We start from the raw sequence: 25,749 nt of genomic DNA on the forward strand, positions 1-25,749 counted from the left end.
ACCCCCAACAAACTTCAAGCCATATACTTAATTAAATATTTATGATTTTTTTTATTTTTTTGCTCCTTTCCCCGGGCGGCCCCGCCCCCCCCCCCCCACTTCTCACGTCCCGTCCCCCTTCCCCCCGTCCCCCGTACGTCGAGGAGCCCGTCCATGTCCACCACAACGCCCGGACCCAGCCAGGAACTCGGGGCCTTTCTGCGGGCCCACCGCGAGCTGCTGAAACCGGCCGATGTGGGGCTGACCGCGACGCCCCGGCGGCGTACCCCGGGGCTGCGCCGGGAGGAGGTGGCGTCGCTGTCGGGGGTCGGACTGGCCTGGTACACCTGGCTGGAGCAGGGCCGGGTGACCGCCTCGCGGCAGGTGCTCACCTCGGTGGCGCGGGCGCTCAGGCTGGACGCGGCCGGGCTGCGGCACGCGATGCGGCTGGCCGGGTACCACGAGCCGGTGACGCCGGACGGCGCCGGGGGCGGGCTGGCCGCGACGGTGCGGCCGGTGCTGGACTCCTGGCCGTCGAGCCCGGCCGTGCTGCTGGACCGGCACTTCGATCTGCTGGCCTGGAACGCGGCCTGGGCGGCGCTGTGGGGCAGCCCGGAGGCGGTTCCGGCGGACCGGCGCAATCTGATGTGGCTGATGGTGGCAGATCCCCGGCTGCGGACGGTGCTGCACGACTGGGAGCCGCTGGCCATGAACATCTTCCAGCACTTCCGCGCCCAGGCCGGTCCCGCGCTGGCCGATCCGCGCACCGGGGAGCTGTACGAGCGTCTCGCCGAGGACGCGCCGGAGCTGAGCCACTGGTGGGGCTGCCACTCGGTGGCGGAGCTGACCGCCCGCTCGGTGACCGTCGAGCCGCCCGGCGGTGAACCGACCGCGCTGTCCCTGTCGTCGTTCCATCCGGTGGACGACCCGTCGGCGCTGGTGCTGCTGTTCACCCCGCTCACCGAGGCGGACCGGGAGCGGATGACGGAGCTGTGCCGGCGCCCGCTGCGGTCGGTGCCCCGTGACACGGGAGACCGGCGGGCGGGCTGAACCCGTCCGCCGGTCGGCATCGGTACCGTCCGGGTCCGGTCAGGGCACGGCGGGCTCCCCCGCCGGCCGTGTCCCGGCGGTGCGGCGCAGTCCGCCGGTCACCGCGAGGGCCGCCCCGGCGGCCACCAGGGCGAGCCCGCCCCCGGCGATCAGGGTGGCGAGGGCGGTGTCGTCGAACGCGCCGACCGCCCAGGCGCCGAGCCCGGTCCCGGCGTACATGGTGGAGGTCAGCCAGGCGCTGGAGGTGGCCCGCAGATCGGGGGCGGCGGTCCCGGCCAGGGTCTGCTGATCGGTGACGAAGCCCCCGCTGGCGACGAACCAGAGGGTGACGCCGAGCAGCGCGAGCACGATGCCGGGGCCGACCGCGGACAGGGCGATCCCGGCCGCGAGCAGCAGCCCCCACAGCGGCAGCAGCGGCAGATGGTGGCGGCCTGCGGCCCGGTCCCGGTCGCCGAGCCGCCCGCCGAGCAGCGATCCGGCGACCGAGCCCGCGCCGACCAGGATCCCGACCAGCCCGAGCGCCGTCACCGACAGATCGAACCGCTGGACGAGGACCACCCCGAGGAAGGTGTACGCGCCGAGGTTCGCGGCGTGGAAGACGGTGTTGACGGTCAGCGCGCGGCGCAGCGCGGGATGGCGCCAGGCGGCGACGACGGAGGCGACGGCCCCCCGGGCGCTCCCCGCCTCCACCGCCCCGACCGGGTCGGCGCCGACCTGCCGCAGCAGCAGCGGGACGGCGGCCAGGGTGCCCAGCGCGAGCGCCCAGAACGCGGAGCGCCAGCCGGCCACCCCGGCCAGCAGTCCGCCGAGGGGGACGCCGATGACCTGGCCGCAGGAAAACAGGGCCATACCGAGGCCGAGGGCCCGGCCCCGCACCCGGTCGGGGGCGGTCTCGGCGATGTGGGCCCAGATGGCGGGGCCCGCCGCGGCGGCGGCGAGTCCGGCGACCGCGCGGGAGACGATCAGCGGCGCGAGGGAGCCGGAGAGCGCGGCGGCGGCGTTGGAGAGCAGGAACAGCGCGGTCCCGGCCAGCAGGGTGCGGCGGCGCCCGAAGCGGTCGCTGAGCAGCCCGAGGAAGGGCGCGCTGACGGCGTAGGCCAGCACATAGGCGGTGACGCTCTGGGCGGCGGCCGATTCGGAGACGTCGATGTCGTCGGCGATGGTCGGCAGCAGCGGGGAGACGAGGAAGGTCTCGGTGCCGAAGAGGAAGAGGAGCAGGAAGACCCCGGCGTACCGCCACCGGGGGAAGGACTCCTTGGAGGACTGGTCGGGTCCGGCCGCCGGCCCGGCGGGCGGACCCGTTCGTCCGCTGGCGCTCACGCTGCATCACTCGCTTTCCAGGGGTGTGGTCGGGACCCGCCCATGGTTTCCGCGGGGTGCGGCGGCAACCAGTCAGGCGTTCGTCCTGTGACCGGCACTCACAGGGAAGCGGGGGCGGCGGTCAGCGCGGCCGGGCCTCGATCAGCGGGGACCAGTCGATGCTGTCGGCGGGCGCGGGCTCCTCGGGGTAGCGCGGGCTGATGATGCGGGGGAGGTCGGCGAGGGCGCGGTCGCGGACCTCGGTGTCGATGTCGAGGATGCGGCAGGCCATGTCGATGAGCAGGTCGAACATGCCGTCCTCGTCGAGGGAGTCATGGGCCATCAGGACATGGATGGCGGCGCCGTCGGCCAGGGACATCAGGATGAGGCTGACCCGCTCGGCGGGGATGGCGGTGCTGAAGTCGCCGGTGCGCACCCCGCCGTCGATGGCCGTGCGGAACGGCTCCTGCCAGCGCTCGTAGACATCGCGGGCGTAGGTCTGGAGGGTCTCGTCGCGGTTGGCGGCGGACCAGAACTCGATCCAGAACGACCAGCGCTTGGTGAACGGGGCCCAGCCGGCGACCTGGAAGCGCAGCAGCGCGAAGAGCCGGCGCACCGGGTCGGGTTCGCGTTCGGAGACCGACCGCCAGGTGGCGAGGGTCAGCTCCAGCATGGAACTGATCGTCTCGCTGATCAGCTCCTCGCGGCGCCGGAAGTAGTGCTGGACCAGTCCGAGGGAGACACCGGCCTGTTCGGCGATGTCCTTGAGCCGGGCGCCGTCCACTCCGTTGCGGCAGATCACTTCGCTGGCCGCGCTGATGAGTTGGAGGCGGCGCAGGTCCTTGAGATCGACCTCGGCCATGTGTGTGTGCCCTCCCGGGGTGTCAACGAGTTGGCCCGAGGGTATTGCCAAGCGCGAGCCGGTGGCAATAATAAGCGCATATTGCCACTTCAGCGGTTGTCACCCCCGGACATCTCCGGATGCCTCTGGATATCTCCGGATATCTCCGGATGTCATCCGATGTCACCCGACATCACCTGACGTCCGGGGCACACCTGACACCGCCCCGCCATTTCCCGGCTGGAGGACCGACCGTGCAGATACCTTCGCGCTGTCTCGGCGCGGCGGCGCTCGCCGCCGCGCTGACCCTGATCACGACCGCCTGCTCCACCGGTTCCGGCTCCACCGGGAGCGGCTCCGGCAGCCTCACCTTCACCTCGTACGGCAGCGGCTACCAGAAGGCGCAGGCCACGGCCTGGCTGGAGCCCTGGGCCAAGGAGGCCGGCGTCAAGGCGGTCGAGGACCAGCCGACCGACTACGCCAAGATCAAGACGATGGTCGACGCCGGACGCGTCACCTGGGACGTCGTCGACACCGAGCCCTTCTTCCCGGTGGGGGCGTGCGGGAAGTACGCCGAGAAGCTGGACTTCACGAAGATCGACAAGTCCAAGTTCCCCGAGGGCACGGTCAGCGACTGCGCGGTGCCGGACGCGATGTACTCCCTGGTGCTGGTCTACGACCCGGAGAAGTACAAGGACACACCGCCGACCTCGGTCGCCGACTTCTTCGACACCGAGAAGTTCCCCGGCAAGCGGCTCGCCCCCGGGTTCGCCACCGGCGGCTCCATGGAGGCCGCGCTGCTCGCCGACGGGGTCACCCCGGACCAGCTCTACCCGCTGGACTACGACCGCGCCTTCGGCAAGCTCGACACCCTCGGCGACGACCTCGCCTTCTGGGAGACCTCCGCGCAGAGCCAGCAGGCCCTGGAGTCCAAGCAGGCCGATATGGCCCTGGTCTGGTCGGGCCGCGCCTACATGGCCGCGAAGAACGGCTCCGCCTATACGCCGGTGTGGGAGGACAACATGCTGGCGTACGCCGTGCTGATGGTGCCGAAGGGGGCGCCGAACAAGGATCTGGCGATGGACTTCATCGCGTATGCGACCAGCGCCGGTCCGCAGTCCGCGTTTGCCGAGGACCAGCCCTACGCCGCGGTCAATTCCGATGCGAAGCCTGAGCTGGACGCGGTGGCGGAGGAGTGGAACACGGCTCGCGCCGATATCCAGGAGAAGGGGTTCTATCAGGACGTGGCCTGGTGGGCGGAGAACCAGGATGCGGCTACGGAGAAGTGGACTGCGTGGGCTACCGGGTGAGGGGGGATTCACCGTTGCCGAGTGCGGGTTGAGTGTGGCTGGTCGCGCAGTTCCTCCCCCAGAGGGGGTACCCCCAGCGCCCCCAAAGATGCCCGCGCCGCAGCGACCCGCGTTCCCTCTCGCCGCTTCTCAGAAATGAGGAAGACCGTCATGACCGATCTGCTGGCCGGAGCCGCCCGAGCACCCAGCGCTCCGGTGCGCAAGAGGCGAGGGGTCATCGACCGGACGGCACTGCTCCTGCTCCCCGCCCTCCTCGTGCTGCTCGTGTTCTTCGGGTATCCGCTCGTGGACATCGTGCGGCAGGCGTTCACCGAACCCGAGGTGGGGCTCGGGAACTTCCGGGAGCTGCTGGCCGATCCGACGACCGCCCGGGTGATCGTCCGGACGCTGGTGATGGCGCTGGTCGTCGCCGTGACCACACTGCTGCTGGCGTATCCGTACGCGTATCTGATGACGGTGACCGGGCCGAAGGCGCGGGCCGTGCTGATGGCGTTGGTGCTGCTGCCGTTCTGGACGAGTCTGATGGCGCGGAACTTCGCCTGGATCGTGCTGCTCCAGGACGGCGGGCCGCTCGGGATGCTGGGCTCGCTGTTCGGGCGGGACGGGCGCGGGCTGCTCGGCTCCGCGCCCGGCGTCGCCATCGGCATGATCCAGGTGCTGCTGCCCTATATGGTGCTGCCGCTCTACAGCGTGATGAGCGGCATCGACCGGCGGCTGATGAGCGCGGCCTCGGGGCTGGGCGCGTCGAAGGTGACCTGTTTCCGGCGGATCTATCTGCCGCTGTCACTGCCCGGGGTGATCTCCGGGACGACCCTGGTGTTCGTGCTGGCCCTCGGCTTCTATGTCACGCCGAAGCTGCTCGGCTCGCCCAAGGAGTCGATGGTGGCGCAGGTCATCGGCACCAAGGTGGAGAAGCTCCTCGACTTCGGCGGCGCCGGTGCCTTCTCGGTGCTGCTGCTCGCCATCACCGCGCTGCTGCTGCTCCTGGTGGCTCGGGTGAGCCGGGCGGGCGCGGCGCTGGGGCTCTCCGGGACCGGTCACGGCAGGGCGGAGGACTGACCATGGACGACAACTCCCTGTTCCGCGGGGGCCTGGGGCTGCGGCTGTGGGCGACGCTGGTGGGCGCGCTGCTGGTGGCGCCGACGCTGGTGGTCATCCCGCTGTCCTTCACCGGCAGGCGCAGCTTCGCCTTCCCGCCGGAGAACTGGTCCCTGGAGTGGTACCGGACCTTCTTCACGGACCCGGTGTGGCGGGACTCGCTGCTCACCTCGCTCCAGATCGCCCTGGCCGTCGCCGTGCTGGCCACCGTGCTGGGCACGCTCGCCGCGCTCGCCCTGGACCGGGGGCGCATCCCCGGCAAGGGGCTGATCAACGGGCTGCTGATGGCCCCGATGGTGGTGCCGCAGATCGTGGCCGCCATCGCCGTGTACGCGGCCTTCCTCAACTGGGGGCTGGCCGGGACCGCGATCGGGTTCGTCGTCGCGCACACCGCGCTCGCCGTGCCGTTCGTGGTGGTCGCCGTCTCCACCAGTCTGCGCGGCTACGACCGCCGGCTGGACCGGGCCGCCGCCATGCTGGGCGCGAGCCCGCTGACCACCTTCCGCCGGATCACCGCCCCGCTGATCGCGCCGGGGGTGCTGTCGGGCGCGGTGTTCGCCTTCGTCACCTCGCTCGACGAGGTGGTCATCGCCTTCTATCTCCAGAGCCCGACCCTGCACACCCTCCCGGTGACCATGTTCAGCAGCGTCACCGTGGAGACCGATCCGACGATCGCCGCCGCGTCGAGCATCGTGCTCGTCGCCACGACCGCGCTCATCCTGCTGCCGCAACTGCTGCGCCGCACCGGGCGCGAGGGGAAGCACTGACATGCCCGACACCACCGGTACCGTCCCCGGCCGCGCCACCACGGCCGGCGGGCCCGCGACGACGTCCGGCGCCGCCGTCCGGCTGCGCGAGCTGACCAAGCGGTACGGCTCGCGCGCCGCCGTCGACCGGGTGTCCCTGGACATCGAGACCGGGGAGTTCATGACCTTCCTCGGCCCGTCCGGCTCCGGCAAGACCACCACCCTCAACATGATCGCCGGGTTCACCACCGCGACCGAGGGTGCCATCACGGTCGACGGCGCCGATGTGGCCGCGCTCCCGCCGCACAGGCGGGACCTGGGCATGGTCTTCCAGCACTACGCCCTCTTCCCGCATCTGACCGTGGCCCGCAACATCGCCTTCCCGCTGGAGCAGCGCAAGGTGGCGAAGGCGGAGATCGGGCGGCGGGTGGCCGAGGCGCTGACGATGGTCCAGCTCGACGGCATGGCCGACCGGCTGCCCCGCCAGCTCTCCGGCGGCCAGCAGCAGCGGGTGGCGCTGGCCCGCGCGGTGGTGTTCAACCCCCGGGTGCTGCTGATGGACGAACCGCTGGGGGCGCTGGACAAGAAGCTGCGCGAGCAGCTCCAGGGCGAGATCTCCCGGATGCACCGGGACCTCGGCATCACCTTCGTGTTCGTCACCCACGACCAGGAGGAGGCGCTCGCCCTCTCCGACCGGATCGCCGTCTTCAACGAGGGCCGCATCGAACAGGTCGGCACCCCGGAGGAGCTGTACGAGGCTCCGGCGACACTGTTCGTGGCCCGGTTCCTCGGCGAGTCCAATGTGTTCACCGGGCACTGCCGCACCCCGGGTGTGCTGAGCGGCCCGGACGGTGACCTGCCGGTGCCGTCCGGCGCGACGGCGGGACCCGCGGAGGTCGCCCTGGTCGTCCGCCCGGAGCGGATGCGGCTGCTGGCGTCGGGCGCCCCGGTGCCGGCCGGCCATCACCATCTGGACGGCACGGTCACCGAGACCGTCTACTTCGGCGCCCATCGCCGGGTCGCCGTCGACCTGCCCGGCGGCCACCGCCTCCAGCTCCGCGAACCGGCCGGGCAGGAGCAGCCCGCCGTGCCGGGGACGGCGGCGCGGGTGGTCTGGGCGGTGGAACGGTCCGCCCTGGTCCCGGTCGGCCCCTAGAACCAACCCCGAACACCGAGAACGCCCGACTCCCCACTCCCGACTCCAAGGAGCCCCCATGTCCTCCCCCGACCCCACCCGTGTGCCCCCCAGCGTCGTCGCCCTCTCCGATGTCCCCGTCACCCCGGCCGCCGAGGCGGTCACCCGGGTGCGGATCGCCCGTGCCATCACCAAGGGCCGCAACGGCTCCGATCTGATGCTCGGCGCCGCCTGGATGGACCCCGGTGAGAAGACCAACGTCTGGTCGTCCCGCTCCGCCGACGACACCGGCGACGGCGACCACTGGTACGGCCCGGTCGAGGAGACCTACTTCATCATCCGCGGGCAGCTCCGGCTGACCTGGGACGAGGGCCACTTCGACCTGGGCCCCGAGGACTGCGTCTATCTCGCGCCGGGCTGGACCTACCACCTGGAGAACACCGGCGACGAACCGGCCTTCTTCACCTACTCGATGACCCCCTCGCAGGAGTGACCGGAGCACCCGTATGAACGACCGTATCCATGTCTTCTGGGACGCCCGCGTCCTCGACCACGACACCGGCTCCGGCTTCTGGGAGGCCGCCCCCTCCGCGCTGCTCGCCGAGCCCGAACTCCATCCCGAGAGCGCGCCCCGGATCCGCAATATGAAGGCGGTCCTGGAGCGCGGCCCGGTCGCCGACGCCGTCGTCTGGCGCCCCGGCCGCCTCGCCACCGAGGCCGAACTCACCACCGTCCACAGCCCGTCGTACGTACGTCAGGTGCGGGAGCTGACCGAGCGGGGCGGCACCCGGCGGCACTGGCTGACCTCGACCACCACCGTCGCGCCCGGCTCCTGGGAGCCGCTGCTCGCCGCCGCCGGGACCTGTCTGGCCGCGGTGGACGCCGTCCTGGACGGGGACTGCCGGACGGCGTACGCGCTGGTGCGGCCCCCGGGGCATCACGCCCAGCCGGAACAGGCCGACGGCTACTGCGTGTTCGGGCACGCGGCGCTGGCCGCACAGCGGGCCCGGGAGCGGGGCGTCGAGCGGGTCGCGGTGGTGGACTGGGACGTCCATCACGGCAACGGCACCCAGGAGTGCTTCTACGACCGCCCCGATGTGCTGACCGTCTCCCTGCACATGGCGCACGGCGCCTGGGGGGCCAGCCATCCGCAGACCGGCGGCCCGGAGGAGCTGGGGCGCGGGGCCGGGCTCGGGCACAACATCAATGTCGCGCTGCCGGTCGGGGCCGGGGACCGGGCGTACGCGGACGCCTTCGAGCGGGTGGTGGCGCCGGTGCTGCGGGCGTTCCGGCCGGGGCTGATCGTGGCCGCCTCCGGGCAGGACGCCTCCGCCTTCGACGCCAATGGGCGGCACAACGTCACCATGGCCGGGTTCCACCGCCTCGGCACCCTGCTGGGCGAGCTGGCCGGTGAACTGACCGATGGGCGGCTGGTGCTGACCCAGGAGGGCGGCTACGCCCGCAGCTACGCCGCCCACTGTCTGCACGCCACCGTGGAGGGACTCCTCGGCCGCCCGGCCTCACTGGCCGACCCGATCGCGTACGTACCGGACGACATCCACCGGGGTGACACCGCGATCGAGCGGACCCGCACGGCCCTCGCGCCCCACTGGCCGACCGCCTTCTGACTCCCCCTTCACCTCCTTCCCTTCCGAGAGGTCACCATGGAACTCCCCTTCGGCCTGCCCACCTACGACGACCGGCTGCGCCGGGTGCGGGCCCGGATGACCGCGCAGGGCCTGGACGGACTGGTCGTCAGCATGCCCGACGTCGTGCACTGGCTGACCGGCGTCAGCTCGGTCGGCTACCTCTGGCCGCAGGCCCTGGTCATCGACACCGGCGACGGCGAACCCGAGTACATCACCCGCACCACCGAGGAGCCGGGCGTGCACGCCCTGTCCTGGCTGCGCGCCCCCCGGGTGTACGACATCGCCACCGAGGACGCCGTCGAGGTGATCGCCGACTCGATTCGTCAGCGGGGCCTGGACAAGGCCGCCGTCGGGATCGAGCTGGGCGCGTTCACCCTGCTGCCGGGCAACTGGGACCGGCTGCGGGCGCTGCTGCCCGAGGTGCGCTGGGTGGACGCCACCGATCTGGTGCCGGAGGAGCGGCTGATCAAGTCACCGGCGGAGATCGCCTATCAGACGCAGGCCGCCGAGATGGCCGACTACGCCATGGAGCGGGTGTTCGCCGCCGTACGGCCAGGGATCTCGGAGACCGAGCTGGCCGGGGTGGCGAGTCTGGCGCTGGGTGAGGCGGGCAGTGAGTTCGCGGCGATCCCGCCGATGGTGGTGTCCGGGGAGCGCAGCGCCATGGTCCACGGCATGGCCTCGCGGCGCACGCTGTCGCGCGGCGATGTGGTGTGCGTGGAGTTCGCGGGGGTGGTGCACCGGTACCACGCGGTGCTGATGCGGACGGCCGTGGTGGGCGAGCCGACGCCCCGGGTGCGGGAGGTCGCCGCGTGCGTGGGCCGGGCCACCGAGGCCGCCATCGCCGCCGCCGGTCCCGGCGCGTCCGCGCCCGCCCCGGACGACGCCTGCAACGCGGTGCTGGCCGAGCTGGATCTCGTACGGCGTCGCTGTCATCGCATCGGGTACAGCCTCGGGGTGGCCTATCCGCCCGGGTGGCTGGAGCCGATGACGCTGGTCGAGGGCGATCCGCACCTGCTGGCGCCCGGCATGTCCTTCACCGTGGAGCCCAATCTGCATCTGCCCGACGAAGGGTTCGGGATCAAGATGGGCGACACCGTGCTCTGCACCCCGGACGGGGCGCGCAGCATGTCCCGGCTCCCGCACACCCTGCACATCGCCTGACGGCACCCCCCTACCCGAAGTGGAGTTGTTCCCGTGACCGTGAGCGTCCCCTACGCCGACGCGCTCGCCGAGGCGCTGCCGCGCAGCCACTGGCTCGACAGCCCGGACGCGCCCGCGCCCCGCCCCGCCCTGACCGGTGACACGGTCTGTGATCTCGCCGTGGTCGGCGGGGGGTTCACCGGGCTGTGGACCGCGCTGCTCGCCAAGGAGCGCGACCCGTCGCAGGATGTCGTCCTGGTCGACGCCCGCACGGCGGGCTGGGCCGCGTCCGGCCGCAACGGCGGCTTCGTCTCCTCCAGCCTCACCCACGGCCTCGGCAACGGCGCCGAACGCTGGCCGGAGGAACTCGCCGAGCTGGAGCGGCTGGGCCTGGAGAACCTGGACGAGATCCAGGAGACCCTGACCCGGTACGGCATCGACTGCGGCTTCCGCCGGGACGGCAAACTGTGGGCCGCGACCGAGCCGCACCAGGTGGAGGAGGTCAAGGCGCTGTGCCGGCTGGCCGCCGCGCACGGCCGGAAGATCGACTTCCTGACCGGTGCGGAGATCCGCGCCGAGGTCCACTCCCCCACCTTCCTCGCGGGCGCCCACGACCGCGAGGGCTATGCCCTCACCGACCCGGCCCGGCTGGTGTGGGGCCTGCTCGACGCCTGTGTGAAGGCGGGCGTCCGGGTGTACGAGAACACCCCGGTGCGGCGGCTGCGGGAGGGCGTCGGCACCCCGGCCGTCCTCCTGGAGACCCCGTACGGCCGGATCGGCGCCCGGCGCACGGCGCTGGCCACCAATGTCTTCCCGTCCCTCCTCAAGCGGCTGCGCCTGTACACCGTCCCGGTCTACGACTACGTCCTGACCACCGAGCCGCTCACCGAGGCCCAGCTCGACTCGATCGGCTGGCGCGGCCGGCAGGGCATGTCCGACCTGGGCAACCAGTTCCACTACTTCCGCCTCACCGACGACCGCCGCATCCTGTGGGGCGGCTACGACGCCATCTACCACTACGGCAGCGGGCTGCGCGACGAACTCGACCAGCGCCCGGAGACCTTCGCCCGGCTCGCGGAGCACTTCTTCACCACGTTCCCGCAGCTCGCGGGCGTGCGGTTCAGCCACGCCTGGGGCGGCGCCATCGACACCTGCACCCGCTTCACCGCGTTCTACGGCACCGCCCTCGGGGGCCGGGTCTCCTACGCCCTCGGCTACACCGGGCTCGGGGTCGCCGCCAGCCGGTTCGGCGGCCAGGTGATGCTGGACCTGCTGTCCGGGCGGGAGACCGAGCGGACCCGGCTGCGGATGGTGCGCACCAAGCCGCTGCCGTTCCCGCCGGAGCCCGCGCGCTACGCAGGGGTGGAGCTGACCCGGCGCTCCCTGGACCACGCCGACCGCAACGGCGGCCACCGCAATCTGTGGCTGCGCACCCTGGACCGGTGCGGGCTGGGCTTCGACTCCTGAACGGGCGGCGCCCGGCACCCCGGTGCTGAAGGATGCGGTAGGTGCCGATATCTCACACCGCCCTGCGCGACGCGGTCCGGGATCTGCTGCTGTTCGCCTGGCTCCAGACCCGCTGCTGCGCCTTCGCCATCGCCCTGCTGCTCGGGGTCGCCGTCTCCGATGTCCTGCCCGGCCTCCCGCTGGCCCGCTACGACGTGCTCCTCGCCTACGCGGTGGGGCTGACGGTGCTGTTCTGGGCGCGGGGCTGGGAGACGTCCCGGGACGTGGCGGTCATCGCGGTGTGCCACGCGGTGGGGCTGGCCTTCGAGATCGTCAAGGTGGCACAGGGGTCGTGGAGCTACCCGGAGCCGGGGGTGCTGAAGCTGGCGGGGGTGCCGCTGTACGGGGGCTTCCTGTACGCGGCGCTGGGCAGCTATGTGTGCCGGGCGTGGCAGCTGATGGATCTGCAACTGGTGGGCTACCGGCCCCGGTGGACGGCGGTGGTGGCGGCGGGCGTCTATCTCAACTTCTTCTCCCACCACTGGCTCCCCGACGCACGCGGCCCGCTGGCGGCACTGCTGCTGATCACGCTGACCGGCACCACCGTCCACTACACGGTCGGCACCCGGCAGTTGCGGATGCCGCTGGCGCTGGCGTTCGTCCTGATCGGGTTCTTCCTGTGGATCGCCGAGAATCTCGCCACCTACAGCGGCGCCTGGCGCTATCCGCACCAGCTGGACGGCTGGGAGCCGGTGGCGGTCACCAAGTTCGGGGCGTGGGCGCTGCTGGTGAGTGTGACGTTCGTACTCGCGGCGGCGAGCCGGGGCGGGCGCCCGCTGCCGGAGGCCGCGCCGGTTCAGGTGGCGCGGGCGGTGACGAGCCCCGACTCATAGGCGAACACCACCAGTTGGGCCCGGTCGCGGGCGCCCAGCTTGGTCATGGCCCGGCTGATGTGGGTCTTCGCGGTGAGGGGGCTGATCACCATGTGGGCGGCGATCTCCTCGTTGGTCAGTCCGCGCGCGGCGAGCGCGGTGACCTCGCGTTCGCGGCGGGTGAGATGACCGAGGCCGGGCGCGGTGGCCCGGTCGGGCGGCCGGGCGACGAACTCACCGATGAGGGTGCGGGTGACGGACGGCGAGAGCAGCGCCTCACCCCCGGCGACCACCTCGATGGCCTGGAGCAGTTCGGCGGGTTCGGTGTCCTTGAGCAGAAACCCGCTGGCCCCGGCGCGCAGCGCGTCGAAGACATAGGCGTCGAGCCCGTAGTTGGTGAGGATGACGACCCTGACGGCGGTCAGCTCCGGGTCGGCGGCGATCAGGCGGGTCGTCTCGATGCCCGTCATCACCGGCATCTGCACATCGACCAGCGCGATGTCCGGCACGGTGGTCCGGATCAGCGCGAGGCCCTGCTCGCCGTCGGCGGCCTCGCCGACCACCTCGATACCGTCCTCGGCCTCCAGCAGCGCCCGGAACCCGGCCCGCATCAGCGCCTGGTCGTCCACCAGCGCGACCCGGATCACCGGACGCCCTCCAGATCGGCGGCCCGGCCCCGCCCCGCGCTCTCGCCGGGGTCCAGGGGCAGTTCGGCGCGGACCGCGAAGCCGCCCTCGGGGCGCGGCCCGGTCAGCAGGGTGCCGCCGAGGGCGGTGACCCGCTCGCGCATCCCGGTGAGCCCGGTGCCGGGCCGGGGCGGACGGTCCGGGTCGGCGGCGCCGTCGTCGTCGACCCGGACGGTGAGGCGGGCGGGGCCGTAGTCGAGGCGGACCCGGATCTCGGCGGGTCCGGCGTGCCGGGCGGCATTGGTGAGGCACTCCTGCACGATCCGGTAGGCGGCGCGCTCGACGGGCGGGGGCAGCGGGCGTTCGGCGCCGGTCACGGCGAGGCCGACGGTCAGCCCGGCCGCGCGGGCCCGCTCGATCAGCAGGGCGGGGCTGCCGGGGGCTTCGTCGGTGCGCAGCACCTCCAGGGTGGCCCGCAGTTCGCGCATGGCCTCGCCCCCGGCCTCCTGGATGGCGAGCAGCGCGGGCGGCACCTCCTCACCGCGCTTGCGGGCCAGATGGACGGCCACGCCCGCCTGGAGCTTGACGATGGAGATGCTGTGGGTGAGCGAGTCATGGAGTTCGCGGGCGATCCGCAGCCGCTCCTCCCCGGCGCGGCGCAGCGCCGCCTCCTCCCGGGTCCGCTCGGCCTCCAGCGCCCGCTGCTCGGTCTGCCTCAGATACGCCTGCCAGTTGCGGTCGGCGAGCCCGGTGACGACCGCGCACAGGAACCAGCCCGCGAGCAGCGCCGCCTTCTCGGCGATCTCCCGCCCGCCGGGCCCGGTCAGCACGAACCCGGCGAGGAACAGCCCGCCCGCCGCAGCCCCCAGCGCCCGGTGCCCGGCCCGCGCGGCGATGTGCACGGCGGCCAGCACCGGCAGCGCGGCCAGCGGCCCCGGCCCGGCGTGCAGGACGTACCCCGTGCCCGCCGCCGTGGCCACCGCCAGCACGAACCGGGGCGCCGGCCGGTACAGCGCCAGCACCCCGCTCGCCACGGCGATCAGCGCCCAGTCGAGGGGGGTGGTACCGGCGTCGAAGGCGGCCGTGGTCGCCACCAGGGCGCCGACGACGGCCGCCAGGGCCGGATCGGCCGGACGGATCCGCTGCTCCCGCCGCTCACTCATGACCGCACCCTAGACGCCCGCGCCGCCCCCGGCGTCAGCCCTCGGGACAACTCCCGCACTACTCCCGGCGCAGTAGTCCCCGCCCCCGCCGCCCCACCGGAAGCAGCCGGAACCGCCACCGCCCGTACGACGCCCCGGACCCCTCGCGGCGGCCACAGTTGCCGCCATGACCTCATCCTTTCTGCACACCGAACCCCTGCCGCCCAAGTCGGCGAGCGGGCAGGTCGCCGAGGTGTACCGGCAGCTCGACCGGGACTTCGGCGTCGATGAACCGGCCACCTTCGTGGTCCTGTCCGCCGCCCCCGCGGTCCTCGCCCCGACCTGGGCGCTGATGCGCGAGTCGCTGCTCGCCGGGCCCGGTGACCGGACCGGGAAGGAGCTGGTGGCGCTGGGGGTGTCCCAGGCCAACCGGTGCCCGTTCTGCGTGACCGCGCACACGGTGCTGCTGCACGCCACCGGCGATCACGCGCTGGCCGAGCGGGTGGCGGGTGGGGGGACGCCCCGGGATCCGGGGCAGGCGCGGCTGCTGGAGTGGGGGCGGCGGTCCCGGACGCCGGGTGCTCCGCCCGAGCCGTGTCCCTTCCCGCGTGAGGAGGCGCCCGCCTATCTGGGGACGGCGCTGTCGTTCCACTTCATCAACCGGATCGCGTCGGCCCTGCTGAGGGAGACGGTGCTGCCGGGCGGGGTGGAGCGGTTCCGGGCGGTGCGTCATCTGGCGGGGCGGTCGCTGGCGTCGACGCTGCGCCGGGAGCCGGTGCCGGGGGCGTCGCTGGCGCTGCTGGACGGGGCTCCCGCCGGGCCGCCGCCCGCCTGGGCCGACGGGAGCCCGGTCGGCCCGGCCTACGCGGCGCTGCGCGCGGCGGCGCTGATGGGCGCGGGCCTGCTGGACGCCGACGACCAGCACCTCGTACGGGGCGTCCTGCGGGACTGGGACGGCACGCACCCCTCCCTGACCCAGCGGATCTTCCCGGGGCGGGCGGAGCGGCCGGGGGCACGGCTGGCGCTGCTGGCCGCGCTGGCGCCGTACCGGATCACCCCGGAGGATGTCGCGGCCTGGCGGCGGCCGGAGCACTCGGACCACTGTCTGGTGCATCTGGTGGCCTACGGGGCGTTCCTGGCGGTGGACCGGATCGAGTCGGCGTGGGAGGCGGGTGTGCGCCACCGGGACAACGCGGCGACATAACAGGGCACTCGGGGCGGTGTCCCCGGGATCGCGTCACCGGGCCGGTACGCAGCGAGTTCGCTCTTTCGTCCCACAGGGAGTCGTGTGACACTGGCGTCCCGTCCGCAGTGCGGACCCCGCTCCGCACCGTCCCCCCATGAGAAGTGTGCGCCGTGCGTTCTCTTCCGCTGCCGCTGGCCCTCACCGCGCGGCTCACCCCGGTGGCCGTGCTCGCCCTCGCGGGCTGGGCCATGGCATCCGGCCCCGACACCGCCCCCGTCGCCCGGGACAAACCCCCCGAGGAGACCGGCGGGCAGTCGGCCTCCGCCCCGTCCACCACGGCGGTCCCCAAGACCTACGCCGCCGCCCCGGCACCCTGCGACAGCGTCGCCGCGAAGACGGTGACCTCGCTGGTGCCGGGTGCGGAGGCGGCCGGGAAGGAGATCCCGTCGACGGACGCCGAGGTGCGCCGCACCTGTTCCTGGAACGCGCTCAAGGGCTATGACTACCGCTGGCTGGATGTCTCCTTCGAGGTGATGGAGACGGACGCCGACGCCGAGAAGTACTACAAACAGCGCGTCGGGGAGAAGGACGGCGGGGGCGACGTCCCCGGTCTGGGTGACGCCGCATATTCGGTTGTCAATCTCACCACCGAGGACGACCAGAAGACCCGGGAGGGCACGGTCGTGGCCCGCGCGGCCAACGCGCTGGTGATCATCACCTACAACGGCAGTGACTTCGAGTCGAAGGACGCGCCGAGCACCGACACCATCAACTCCGGTGCCATCAAGGCCGCGAAGGAGGCGGTGGCCGCCCTCCAGGACGCCGGGGCGTAGGCCCGGAGGGCGGCGGCCGGGTCATTCGGTGCGGCGCCGTCCGCCCATGAGGGCCACGTACACCAGCAGCGAGGTGCCCAGGCCGACGGCCCAGCCGTAGTCGGCGAGCGGCTGGAGGAACGGGATCAGCCCGTCCTCGGGGAACGGCCCGGAGCTGACGCCCTCCGCGTTCACCGTGGAGTACGAGCCGCCGACGGCCAGCAGCCCGCCGAGCGCGAAGGCGGCCAGCGCCCGCCAGTTCCAGCCGTTGGTGTACCAGTAGCGCCCGCCCGGGGTGTAGAGATCGGCCAGATGCAGCACCGTACGGCGGATGATCCAGTAGTCGGCGATGAGGATCCCGGCGACCGTGCCCAGCAACCCGCCGACCACGCCGAGCCACGTGAAGATATAGAACTCGGGCGTCGAGATCAGCTTCCACGGGAAGATCAGGATGCCGACGACCCCGGTGATCAGCGCGCCGGTACGGAAGTTGATGAGCCGCGGGGCGAGATTGGCCAGGTCGTAGGCGGGTGAGACGACATTCGCCGCGATGTTCACGGACACCGTCGCGACCAGCACGGTGATCAGCGCGAACAGCAGCCCGAAGGGGTTGTCGGCGCGGGCGGCGAGCTCCACCGGGTCCCAGATCGCGGTGCCGTAGACCACCTCGGAGCCGGAGGTGACCAGCACCGCGAGGATCGCGAACAGGGTCATGGTGGTGGGCAGACCCAGGGACTGGCCCCAGGTCTGGGCGCGCTGGCTGGCGCCGAAGCGGGTGAAGTCGGGGATGTTCAGCGAGAGCGTCGCCCAGAAGCCGATCATGCCCATGAGGGACGGGAAGAAGACCGGCCAGAAGTCCGGGCCCCACCCGAGCTGCGACTCCTGGGACAGCAACTGGCCGAACCCGTCCGCCTTCACCGCGATCCAGATCAGCAGCACGAACGCGCCGACGATGACAAAGGGCGCGGCCCAGTTCTCGAAGTGCCGCAGAAAGTCCATGCCCCGGTAGATGATCGCGATCTGGAGCGCCCAGAACAGCAGGAAGCACAGCCACAGCGGCCAGGGATTCCCGGCGATCTGCCCGGCGTTCTCCCAGTTCCCGCCGGTCAGTTTGGAGCCGAGGGCGAAGATACCGCTGCCGCCGATCCAGGTCTGGATGCCGAACCAGCCGCAGGCCACCGCCGCCCGGATCATCGCCGGGACATTGGCCCCGCGCAGCCCGAAGGAGGCACGGGCCAGCACCGGGAACGGGATGCCGTACTTGGGTCCGGCATGCCCGGTGGCCAGCATCGGCAGCAGCACGATGATGTTGGCCAGGGCGATGGTGAACACCGCCTGCTTCCAGTCCATACCGAGCGCGACCAGCCCGGACGCCAGGGTCCAGCTGGGGATGCAGTGCGCCATGGAGATCCACAGCGCGGCGAAGTTGTAGGTGGTCCACTTGCGTTCGGAGACCGGGACGGGCCTCAGATCGTCGTTGGCGAAGCGGCTGTCGGTGGGGAAGGCGCCGGGGACGAGTTCTATCCGGCCACCGGCGTCGGTGGTCTGGGTGGTGATCCGGTTGGTGGTCCGGGCGGTGGCGGGCTGGGAGGCGGGCGACCCCGTCGGAACTGTGTCGGTCATGGGCAGGCCAATCAGCGAGGGGAGCGGATGGGAGAGGCCGTGCGGGATGGCCCCGCCGCCCCTCCCCGGGACGGCGGGGGGAGGGGGCGGCGGGCGGTGGGGGGTCGGTGCCGTGTGCGCGGTGCGGTGTGTTGTCTTGTGTTGCGGTGCGGTGCGTGTCTTGTGTTGCGGTGCGGGGAAGCGGGGAGAGGTGCGGGTCAGCCGGCGTTGAGTGCCGGGATGACCCGGTCGCCGTACGCGTCGATCACCGTCTCCTGCGCGTCGTGCATGTCGTAGACGGCGAACTGGTCGACGCCCAGCTCGCGCAGCGCGGTGAGTTTCTCGATGTGCTTCTCGACCGGGCCGATCAGACAGAACCGGTCGACGATCTCGTCCGGCACGAACGCGGTGTCGGGGTTGTCGGCGCGCCCGTGGTGGGAGTAGTCGTAGCCCTCGCGGGCCTTGATGTAGTCGGTGAGTTCCTCCGGTACGGCGGCGGAGTGGGCGCCGTACTTGGACACCAGGTCGGCGACATGGTTGCCGACCATCCCGCCGAACCAGCGGCACTGCTCACGGGCGTGGGCGAGCGCCTCGGGCGAGTCGTCCTCGGTGACATAGGCGGGGGCGGCGACACAGATGGTCACCTCGGACGGATCGCGCCCGGCGGCGACGGCCGCGTCCTTGACCGCCTTCACCATGTACTCGGTGAGATACAGATCGGCGAGCTGGAGAATGAACCCGTCGGCCTCCTCACCGGTCATCTTCAGCGCCCTGGGCCCGTACGCCGCCATCCAGACGGGGAGGTGGGCGCCCGGCTTGATCCAGGGGAACTTGACCGTCGCGCCGCCGCCGAGGTCGGCCTCGTCGCCGCGGCCGAGTGCCCGGATGACCTTCATGGCGTCGCTGATCCGGGCCAGGGTGTTGGGCTTGCGTCCGGCGACCCGCATCGCGGAGTCACCGCGCCCGATACCGCAGATGGTGCGGTTGCCGAACATGTCGTTGAGGGTGGCGAAGGTGGAGGCGGTGACCTCCCAGGTGCGGGTGCCCGGATTGGTGACCATCGGGCCGACCGTCAGCCGCTCGGTCCGGGCGAGGATCTGGCTGTAGATGACGAACGGCTCCTGCCACAGCACGGCGGAGTCGAAGGTCCAGCCATGGGTGAAGCCGTTCCGCTCGGCCCGCTGCATCAGGTCGACGACCCGTGACGCGGGTGGGTCGGTCTGGAGGACGAGTCCGAAGTCCATGAGCGCCCCTCCTAGATGAGGTACTGACAGGTGGAGCGGGGGGTGTACACACCGTGCCCGGCACGGCCCGTGTACTCCCGCTCGGTGATCACGGGCACGCCCCGCGAGAACACCGTCTCGACCCGGCCGGTGACCCGCTTGCCCTCGTACGCCGAGTAGTCGACGTTCATGTGCTGGGTCTCCACCGACAGCACCTGCTCGGCGTGCGGATCGTAGATCACGAGGTCGGCGTCGGCGCCGGGCGCGATGGTGCCCTTCTTGGGGTAGAGGCCGAACATCCGCGCCGGGGTGGCGCAGGCGATCTCGATCCAGCGGCGGCGGCTGATATGACCGTCCACGACGGCCTGGTGCAGCAGATCCATCCGGTTCTCCACGCCGGGCAGTCCGTTGGGGATCTTGGAGAAGTCGCTCCGGCCGAGTTCTTTCTGCCCGGTGAAGCAGAACGGGCAGTGGTCGGTGGAGACGACCTGGAGGTCATTGGTGCGCAGGCCCCGCCAGAGCGCCGCCTGGTGCTCCTTGGGGCGCAGCGGGGTGGAGCAGACGTACTTGGCGCCGTCGAAACCGGGCTCGGCGAGGTTGTCGGTGGACAGGAAGAGGTACTGGGGGCAGGTCTCGCCGAAGACGTTCAGTCCCTCGTCGCGGGCGCGGGTGAGTTCGGCGACGGCCTCGGCGGCGGAGACGTGGACGACGTAGAGCGGGGCTCCGGCGACCTGGGCGAGCCGGATCGCGCGATGGGTGGCCTCCGCCTCCAGCAGCGCCTTGCGGACCTCGCCGTGGTAGCGGGGGTCGGTCTCGCCCCGGGCGAGGGCCTGCTCGACCAGGACGTCGATGGCGATGCCGTTCTCGGCGTGCATCATGATCAGGCCGCCGTTGTCGGCGGAGCGCTGCATGGCGCGCAGGATCTGGCCGTCGTCGCTGTAGAAGACGCCGGGGTAGGCCATGAACTGCTTGAAGGAGGTGACGCCCTCCTCCACAAGGTGGTCCATCTCCTTGAGCGTCTCCTCGTGCACATCGGAGACGATCATGTGGAAGCCGTAGTCGATGGCGCAGTTGCCTTCGGCCTTGGCGTGCCAGGTGTCGAGGCCGTCGCGGAGTGACTTGCCGACGGACTGCACGGCGAAGTCGACGATGGTGGTGGTGCCGCCCCACGCCGCCGCGCGGGTGCCGGTTTCGAAGGTGTCGGAGGCGAAGGTGCCGCCGAAGGGGAGTTCCATGTGGGTGTGGGCGTCCACGCCGCCGGGGATGACGTACTTGCCTGTGGCGTTGACCTTGCGGTCGGCTGTCCAGGTGTCGGCGGTGGGGGTGCCTGCGGCGGCCAGGGCGGCGATTCGGCCGTCCTCGATGAGGATGTCTGCGTGGAGTTCGTCGGAGGCGGTGATGACCAAGCCGCCTGTGATGATCGTGCGGTTTGTCATGGGGTGTCCTGCCGGGTTGATGCCGTCGTGAGCGTTGCGGTGGTATGTGGCTGGTCGCGCAGTTCCCCGCGCCCCCAAAGACAGGGACGTCCGCCCCCAAGGCGTTTGAAGGGGAGGCCGTCTACGGAGCCGTCAGTGGTCCATAGGTTCCCGGCTCGCGGTCGCGGTAGAACTGCCAGCGGTCGCGGACCTCCCTCAGTTTGGTGAGGTCCAGGTCCCTGACGATCAGTTCCGGTTCCTTGTCGCTGGCCACCTCGCCGACGAACTGGGCCTCGGGGTCCACGAAGTAGCTGGTGCCGTAGAAGTCGTTGTCGCCCAGTTCCTCGACGCCGACCCGGTTGATCGCACCCACGAAGTACTCGTTGGCGACGGCCGCGGCCGGTTGTTCCAGTTGCCAGAGGTAGGCGGAGAGGCCGCGGGAGGTCGCGGAGGGGTTGAAGACGATCTCGGCGCCCGCGAGACCGAGCGCGCGCCAGCCCTCGGGGAAGTGGCGGTCGTAGCAGATGTAGACGCCGATCTTCCCGGCGGCGGTGTCGAAGACGGGCCAGCCGGAGTTGCCGGGGCGGAAGTAGAACTTCTCCCAGAAGCCGCGGACCTGCGGGATATGGGTCTTGCGGTACTTGCCGAGGTAGGTGCCGTCGGCGTCGATCACGGCGGCGGTGTTGTAGAGGACGCCGGGCTGCTCCTCCTCGTACATCGGCAGGACCAGGACCAGGCCCAGTTCGCGGGCGAGGGACTGGAAGCGCTGGACGATCGGGCCCTCGGGGATCTGTTCGGCGTACGCGTAGAAGGCGGGGTCCTGGACCTGGCAGAAGTACGGTCCGTAGAACAGCTCCTGGAAGCAGAGGACTTGGGCGCCCTGGGCGGCGGCGTCGCGGGCCGCCTGCTCGTGGACCTGGATCATCGATTCCTTGTCGCCGGTCCACGCGGTCTGGAAGACGGCGGCTCGGATCACTCGGCTCATCGGGACCTCCGGTAGCTCCGGTAGCTCGGTGTCCGGTGAGCGTAGAGAGGCCGGGGGCTGTCGTTGAGGTGCACCGTGTCACGGTTGCGGGGGTGTGGCGTGTCACCGTGTCACGCCGGTGCCGGTCCATGTTTCACCGCCGTTTTCGCAGGTCGTCGCAGGTTTCAGCCCTGTTGCGCATCATGCGCGAGGAGTGCGATGTGCACCGAGGCCGCCTGTTCGAAGTCATCGAGGTCGACACCGAGGCGGGTCTGTATCTGCTCCAGCCGCCGGTAGAGCGCGGGCCGGGAGACATGGTGGAGCTGGGCGGTCCGGGACTTGTTGCGGCCGGTGGCGAGATAGGTGCGCAGTACGGAGAGGAGGTCCTCGTCGGCGGCGCACAGCAGGCCGTCGAGTTCGCGTTCGGCGAAGGACTGGACGTAGGGGTCGTCGCGCAGCAGCCGGATCAGACCGCGCAGATGCACGTCCCGCAGCCGGACCACATCGGGCAGGTCCAGGGCGTGCGCCGAGTCGGCGACGGCGTCGGCGACATGCTGGGCCTCGCGCAGTCCGGCGGGGATGTCCTCCCAGGCGGTCCGGGCGTCGGCGGCGGCCACCACGGCGGGGGCACCGGAGCGCAGCCGGGCGGCGAAGTGGGCGGTGAGCGCGGTGGCGTCCTGGTCGCGGGGCAGGCTGAGCAGAACGGCGGTGGCCCCGTCGGCGAGTTCGGCGGCGATCCCGGACAGGCCGAGCAGCCGCAGCACCCGGTCGAGCTGGTCGGGGGTGCGGTCGCGGACGACGAGGGGCACGAAGGTGCGCCGGTTGACAGGGAGTCCGGCGGCGCGGGCGCGCGGCAGGAGCTGGCGGGCCGGGACGACGCCGCTGACCAGGTCGGTGAGCAGACCGCGCGCCGACTGCTCCTCCCAGCTGCACGCCTGGCCGCCGCCGAGCATCCGGTGCAGGACGAGCGCCTCGGCGGCCCGCTCGGCGAGAAGGCGGCCGGTGGCGGTGTCGCCGCGGTGGCCGCACAGCACGATCTGGCCCCAGCGCTCGCCGCGTCCGCCGAGGTCGGCGCGGATCCAGCCGGCGCCCTCGGCGCGTCCGGCCTGGCGGGCGATCCGCTCCCAGTCGCGCAGGACGTCGTCCACGGCGGGCCGTTCCCCGGCGGTGGCGAGGACGCGGTGGGCGAGGTTGGTGACGACGACGGGGCAGGCGCTGTGCCTGGCGATCTCGTCCAGGAGCCGCTGGAGGGGGGCGCCCGCGGTGATCAGGGCGGTGAGTTCGGTGCGGACGGACTCGGAGAGGCTGACGGCGGCGAACTTGCGGCGCACCAGCCGGGACTGCACCTCCTCGGTGAGCTGGGCGAACGGGAAGGGCCGGTGCAGCACCACCATGGGCAGCCCGCACCGCTCGGCGACCCGGCGCATGGTGTCCGGCGGTGCGGGGAAGGCGCGGCCGAGCCCGAGGACGACGGCCGCCGCCTCCGCGCGGTGCAGGGAACGGACGTACTCGGCCTGCTTGTCCTCGTCCCCGGCGAGCAGGACGCCGGTGGTGAGGACCATCTCGCCGCCGGTGAGCATCACCCCGACATCGGCGGCCTCGGCGACATGCACCCAGCGCACCGGCCGGTCCAGCCGGGCGGCACCGGCCACCACCTCGGGCTCCCCGGCGAGCACCCTTTCCAGCGTGAGGATCTGCCGGACGGACAGCGCCGGTTCCAGGGTCTGCCAGGACGGGGATGCGGTGGTGGAGGTCATGACGGTCCCTCGCGGTGGTGTGCGCGTGGTGGTGACTGCTGCTACTGGATACTGCGCAGGGCGTGTTCGAGGAGGGCGGCGCCCTCCTCGGCCTCGGCGACGGTCAGGGAGAGCGGTGGGGCGATCCGCAGGGCGCTGGTGTCGTGGCCGCCGCCCTTGCCGATGAGGAGTCCGCCGTCGCGGGCGGCCTCCAGGACGGCGGAGGCGGCCTCGGGGTCGGCCTGGTCGGTGCCGGGCCGGGTCAGTTCGATGCCCAGCATCAGCCCGCGCCCGCGGACCTCCCGTACGGCGGGGATCTGGGCGGTGACGGCCCGCAGCCGTTCCATGAGCAGTCCGCCGACCCGGCGGGCGTTGCCCTGGAGGTCGTGGTCCAGGAGGTAGGCGAGGTTGGCGAGCCCGGCTGCCATGGTGATCTGGGTGCCGCCGAAGGTGGAGATGCTGTTGCTGTCGATGCAGTTCATGATCTCGGCGCGGGCGATGACACCGCCGATGGAGCTGCCGTTGCCGATGCCCTTGGCGAAGGTGACGATGTCGGGCGGGCCGTTGCGGGAGTGTGCCTGCCAGCCCCAGAAGTGCTCGCCGGTGCGGCCCCAGCCGGTCTGCACCTCGTCGGCGATCCAGAGGATGCCGCGCTCGGCGAGGACCTCCCGGAAGGCGGCGTACAGGCCGTCGGGCGGGGAGGTGAAGCCGCCGACGCCCTGGATGGGTTCGGCGATCAGGGCGGCGGGCGGGCGGGTGTGGCCGAGGAGGTCCTTGAGGTCGGCGACACAGGCCGCGATGAACTCGTCGTCGCTGAAGGAGGCGTAGGGGCCCCGGGTGCGGACGCCGCCGTGCACGTAAAGCGTCTGGAGCGGTGACAGGGAGGTGGGTGACCAGCTCCGGTTGCCGGTGATGCCGACGGCGCTGAAGGAGCGGCCGTGGTAGCTGTTGCGCATCGCGAGGACGGTGTTGGCGCGGCGGTAGGTGGTGGCGAGCAGCAGCGCGGTGTCATTGGCCTCGGTGCCGGAGGTGGTGAAGAAGACCCGGGCGTCGGGGATGCCGCTGAGCTGGGCGATCCGTTCGGCGAGCGCCACCATGGGCCGGTTGAGATAGAGGGTGGAGGAGTGCAGGACGCGTCCGGCCTGCTCGCTGATCGCCTTGGTGACCTCGGGCAGGGCGTGGGCGGTCATGGTGGTGAGGATGCCGCCGAAGAAGTCGAGGTAGCGCCGCCCCTCGGCGTCCCAGACGTACCGGCCCTCGCCGTGGGTGATCTCCAGCGGGTCGTCGTAGTAGAGGGCGAGCCAGTCGGGCAGGACGGAGCGGTGGCGGGCGAAGAGATCCTTGGTCACGGCTGTACCAGCCCTTCGTAGGCGTCGGGGCGGCGGTCGCGGTAGAAGGCCCACTGCTGCCGCACCTGATCGATCAGTCCGAGGTCGAGGTCGCGCACGATCAACTCCTCCTCGCTGTCACTCGCGACCTCTCCCACGAACTGCCCACGTGGGTCGACGAAATAGCTGGTTCCGTAGAAGTCGTTGTCGCCGTACTCCTCCTGCCCGACCCGGTTGATGGCGGCGATGAAGTACTCGTTGGCGACGGCCGCGGCGGGCTGCTCCAGCCGCCACAGATGTGCCGAGAGGCCACGGGATGTGGCGGACGGGTTGTAGACGAGCTGGGCGCCGTTGAGACCGAGCTGCCGCCAGCCCTCCGGGAAGTGCCGGTCGTAGCAGATGTAGACGCCGATCCTGCCGACGGCGGTGTCGAAGACCGGCCAGCCGAGATTGCCGGGCTTGAAGTAGTACTTCTCCCAGAAGCCCTTGACCTGCGGGATGTGATGCTTGCGGTACTTGCCGAGAAAAGTGCCGTCGGCGTCGATCACGGCGGCGGTGTTGTAGTAGAACCCGGACTGCTCGACCTCGAAGACGGGGACGACGATCACCATCCCGGTCTCCCGCGCGAGCGCCTGGGTCCGGCGGACGGTGGGCCCGTCGGGCACGGGCTCGGCCCACCGGTAGTGCTCCGGCTCCTGCACCTGGCAGAAGTAGGGCGCGTTGAAGACTTCCTGGAACCCGATGACGCGGGCCCCCTGCCGGGCCGCCTCGCGAGCGTGCTCCTCGTGCTTGGCCAGCATGGACTCGGTGTCGCCGGTCCAGGTGGCCTGGACCAGAGCGGCGCGGACGACATTCGCCATGAGCTGCTCCTTCGACGGGACGTCAGCGTCTACGCCCGTAGAAACGGACGTAGAGGCACGAACGTATGCCCCCGTGGGGACCTTGCCAAGACCATTGCCACCGGGCCGGAGTGTCGACGGCGTGTCGCATGGCGGTGGGGGGCGCCTCCGGCGGGGGGAGGGGGTGGGGCTGGTGAGGGGGGAGGGGGGGCTCTGGGGTGGGGGACGGGTAGGTGGGGGGGCTCGGGGGCATCTGCGGCGGGCCCGGCTCGGCGCGGGCGGGGCGGCGCAGGCCGGGACCGGTCGGC

The 25,749-nt window shown here is 71.8% G+C and carries 23 protein-coding genes; 12 read left to right on the top strand and 11 right to left on the bottom strand.

Annotated elements, in window-relative coordinates; all coding sequences use genetic code 11:
- Positions 1-153 precede the first annotated feature (153 nt).
- Positions 154-1,029: a helix-turn-helix transcriptional regulator gene (locus ABZX40_RS35580; RefSeq protein WP_355732558.1), complete on the top strand. Its 876-nt coding sequence runs from the start codon at positions 154-156 to the stop codon at positions 1,027-1,029.
- A gap of 39 nt (positions 1,030-1,068) precedes the next feature.
- Here ABZX40_RS35580 and ABZX40_RS35585 read toward each other — a convergent pair whose 3' ends face one another.
- On the bottom strand, positions 1,069-2,349 hold the full coding sequence (locus ABZX40_RS35585) for an MFS transporter (RefSeq protein ID WP_355732561.1): 1,281 nt from the start codon (positions 2,347-2,349) through the stop codon (positions 1,069-1,071).
- Between the two features lie 121 nt (positions 2,350-2,470).
- Entirely contained in the window at positions 2,471-3,190 is a 720-nt protein-coding gene (locus tag ABZX40_RS35590) for a TetR/AcrR family transcriptional regulator (protein WP_355732564.1), read from the bottom strand.
- A 233-nt stretch (positions 3,191-3,423) separates the two neighbouring features.
- On the opposite strand from ABZX40_RS35590, the gene ABZX40_RS35595 reads away from it, so the two are divergent.
- The 9 genes from ABZX40_RS35595 to ABZX40_RS35635 all read left to right on the top strand — a co-directional run bounded on the left by ABZX40_RS35595 (position 3,424) and on the right by ABZX40_RS35635 (position 12,589).
- Positions 3,424-4,479, top strand: coding sequence for an ABC transporter substrate-binding protein (locus ABZX40_RS35595; protein WP_355732566.1), 1,056 nt, complete (start codon positions 3,424-3,426; stop codon positions 4,477-4,479).
- Between the two features lie 150 nt (positions 4,480-4,629).
- Positions 4,630-5,538 (top strand): ABC transporter permease, encoded by a 909-nt coding sequence (locus ABZX40_RS35600; protein WP_355732569.1) that lies wholly within the window; start codon positions 4,630-4,632, stop codon positions 5,536-5,538.
- A 2-nt stretch (positions 5,539-5,540) separates the two neighbouring features.
- Positions 5,541-6,344 carry an ABC transporter permease gene (locus ABZX40_RS35605; RefSeq protein ID WP_355732571.1) on the top strand — a complete coding sequence of 268 codons (804 nt, stop codon included), beginning with the start codon at positions 5,541-5,543 and terminating at the stop codon, positions 6,342-6,344.
- Position 6,345: 1 nt separating this feature from the next.
- Positions 6,346-7,479 carry an ABC transporter ATP-binding protein gene (locus tag ABZX40_RS35610; RefSeq protein ID WP_355732574.1) on the top strand — a complete coding sequence of 378 codons (1,134 nt, stop codon included), beginning with the start codon at positions 6,346-6,348 and terminating at the stop codon, positions 7,477-7,479.
- A 58-nt stretch (positions 7,480-7,537) separates the two neighbouring features.
- Positions 7,538-7,951 carry a cupin domain-containing protein gene (locus ABZX40_RS35615; RefSeq protein WP_355732577.1) on the top strand — a complete coding sequence of 138 codons (414 nt, stop codon included), beginning with the start codon at positions 7,538-7,540 and terminating at the stop codon, positions 7,949-7,951.
- Between the two features lie 13 nt (positions 7,952-7,964).
- Positions 7,965-9,086 carry a class II histone deacetylase gene (locus ABZX40_RS35620; protein ID WP_355732580.1) on the top strand — a complete coding sequence of 374 codons (1,122 nt, stop codon included), beginning with the start codon at positions 7,965-7,967 and terminating at the stop codon, positions 9,084-9,086.
- Positions 9,087-9,122: 36 nt separating this feature from the next.
- Positions 9,123-10,271, top strand: coding sequence for a Xaa-Pro peptidase family protein (locus tag ABZX40_RS35625; protein ID WP_355732583.1), 1,149 nt, complete (start codon positions 9,123-9,125; stop codon positions 10,269-10,271).
- A gap of 33 nt (positions 10,272-10,304) precedes the next feature.
- Positions 10,305-11,717, top strand: a complete 1,413-nt coding sequence (locus tag ABZX40_RS35630) for an FAD-dependent oxidoreductase (protein ID WP_355732585.1) — start codon at positions 10,305-10,307, stop codon at positions 11,715-11,717.
- Between the two features lie 41 nt (positions 11,718-11,758).
- Positions 11,759-12,589, top strand: a complete 831-nt coding sequence (locus ABZX40_RS35635) for a DUF817 domain-containing protein (RefSeq protein WP_355732588.1) — start codon at positions 11,759-11,761, stop codon at positions 12,587-12,589.
- Here the strand turns inward: ABZX40_RS35635 and ABZX40_RS35640 are convergent.
- Complete coding sequence (locus ABZX40_RS35640; protein WP_355732591.1) at positions 12,553-13,215, bottom strand: response regulator transcription factor; 663 nt, start codon at positions 13,213-13,215, stop codon at positions 12,553-12,555. The two genes, ABZX40_RS35635 and ABZX40_RS35640, sit on opposite strands and share 37 nt — an antisense overlap.
- Positions 13,212-14,357 (bottom strand): sensor histidine kinase, encoded by a 1,146-nt coding sequence (locus ABZX40_RS35645; RefSeq protein WP_355732594.1) that lies wholly within the window; start codon positions 14,355-14,357, stop codon positions 13,212-13,214. Before ABZX40_RS35645 ends, ABZX40_RS35640 begins: the two co-directional genes overlap by 4 nt.
- A 166-nt stretch (positions 14,358-14,523) precedes the next feature.
- Between ABZX40_RS35645 and ABZX40_RS35650 the strand changes: the two genes are divergently transcribed.
- Together ABZX40_RS35650 and ABZX40_RS35655 are read left to right on the top strand one after the other, a co-directional pair.
- Positions 14,524-15,540: a carboxymuconolactone decarboxylase family protein gene (locus tag ABZX40_RS35650; RefSeq protein WP_355732597.1), complete on the top strand. Its 1,017-nt coding sequence runs from the start codon at positions 14,524-14,526 to the stop codon at positions 15,538-15,540.
- 152 nt (positions 15,541-15,692) lie between these two features.
- A complete protein-coding gene (locus ABZX40_RS35655; protein WP_355732599.1) occupies positions 15,693-16,355 on the top strand; it encodes a hypothetical protein in 663 nt (220 codons plus the stop codon).
- Between the two features lie 21 nt (positions 16,356-16,376).
- Here the strand turns inward: ABZX40_RS35655 and ABZX40_RS35660 are convergent, their stop codons facing one another.
- The 7 genes from ABZX40_RS35660 to ABZX40_RS35690 form a co-directional block, all read right to left on the bottom strand.
- The gene (locus ABZX40_RS35660) at positions 16,377-17,957 is read right to left on the bottom strand and encodes an NCS1 family nucleobase:cation symporter-1 (protein ID WP_355732602.1); all 1,581 of its coding nucleotides are present in this window, start codon (positions 17,955-17,957) and stop codon (positions 16,377-16,379) included.
- 197 nt (positions 17,958-18,154) lie between these two features.
- On the bottom strand, positions 18,155-19,180 hold the full coding sequence (locus ABZX40_RS35665; RefSeq protein WP_355732604.1) for a TIGR03842 family LLM class F420-dependent oxidoreductase: 1,026 nt from the start codon (positions 19,178-19,180) through the stop codon (positions 18,155-18,157).
- A gap of 11 nt (positions 19,181-19,191) precedes the next feature.
- The gene (hydA, locus tag ABZX40_RS35670) at positions 19,192-20,595 is read right to left on the bottom strand and encodes a dihydropyrimidinase (protein WP_355732607.1); all 1,404 of its coding nucleotides are present in this window, start codon (positions 20,593-20,595) and stop codon (positions 19,192-19,194) included.
- Between the two features lie 121 nt (positions 20,596-20,716).
- Positions 20,717-21,559 (bottom strand): nitrilase-related carbon-nitrogen hydrolase, encoded by an 843-nt coding sequence (locus ABZX40_RS35675; protein WP_355732610.1) that lies wholly within the window; start codon positions 21,557-21,559, stop codon positions 20,717-20,719.
- 164 nt (positions 21,560-21,723) lie between these two features.
- Positions 21,724-23,295 (bottom strand): PucR family transcriptional regulator, encoded by a 1,572-nt coding sequence (locus tag ABZX40_RS35680; RefSeq protein ID WP_355732613.1) that lies wholly within the window; start codon positions 23,293-23,295, stop codon positions 21,724-21,726.
- A 41-nt stretch (positions 23,296-23,336) separates the two neighbouring features.
- The gene (locus ABZX40_RS35685) at positions 23,337-24,623 is read right to left on the bottom strand and encodes an aspartate aminotransferase family protein (RefSeq protein ID WP_355732615.1); all 1,287 of its coding nucleotides are present in this window, start codon (positions 24,621-24,623) and stop codon (positions 23,337-23,339) included.
- Complete coding sequence (locus ABZX40_RS35690) at positions 24,620-25,462, bottom strand: nitrilase-related carbon-nitrogen hydrolase (protein ID WP_355732618.1); 843 nt, start codon at positions 25,460-25,462, stop codon at positions 24,620-24,622. Before ABZX40_RS35690 ends, ABZX40_RS35685 begins: the two co-directional genes overlap by 4 nt.
- Between the last annotated feature and the right edge of the window lie 287 nt (positions 25,463-25,749).

This window comes from Streptomyces sp. NPDC004610, from assembly GCF_040609715.1.
Lineage (GTDB): Bacteria > Actinomycetota > Actinomycetes > Streptomycetales > Streptomycetaceae > Streptomyces.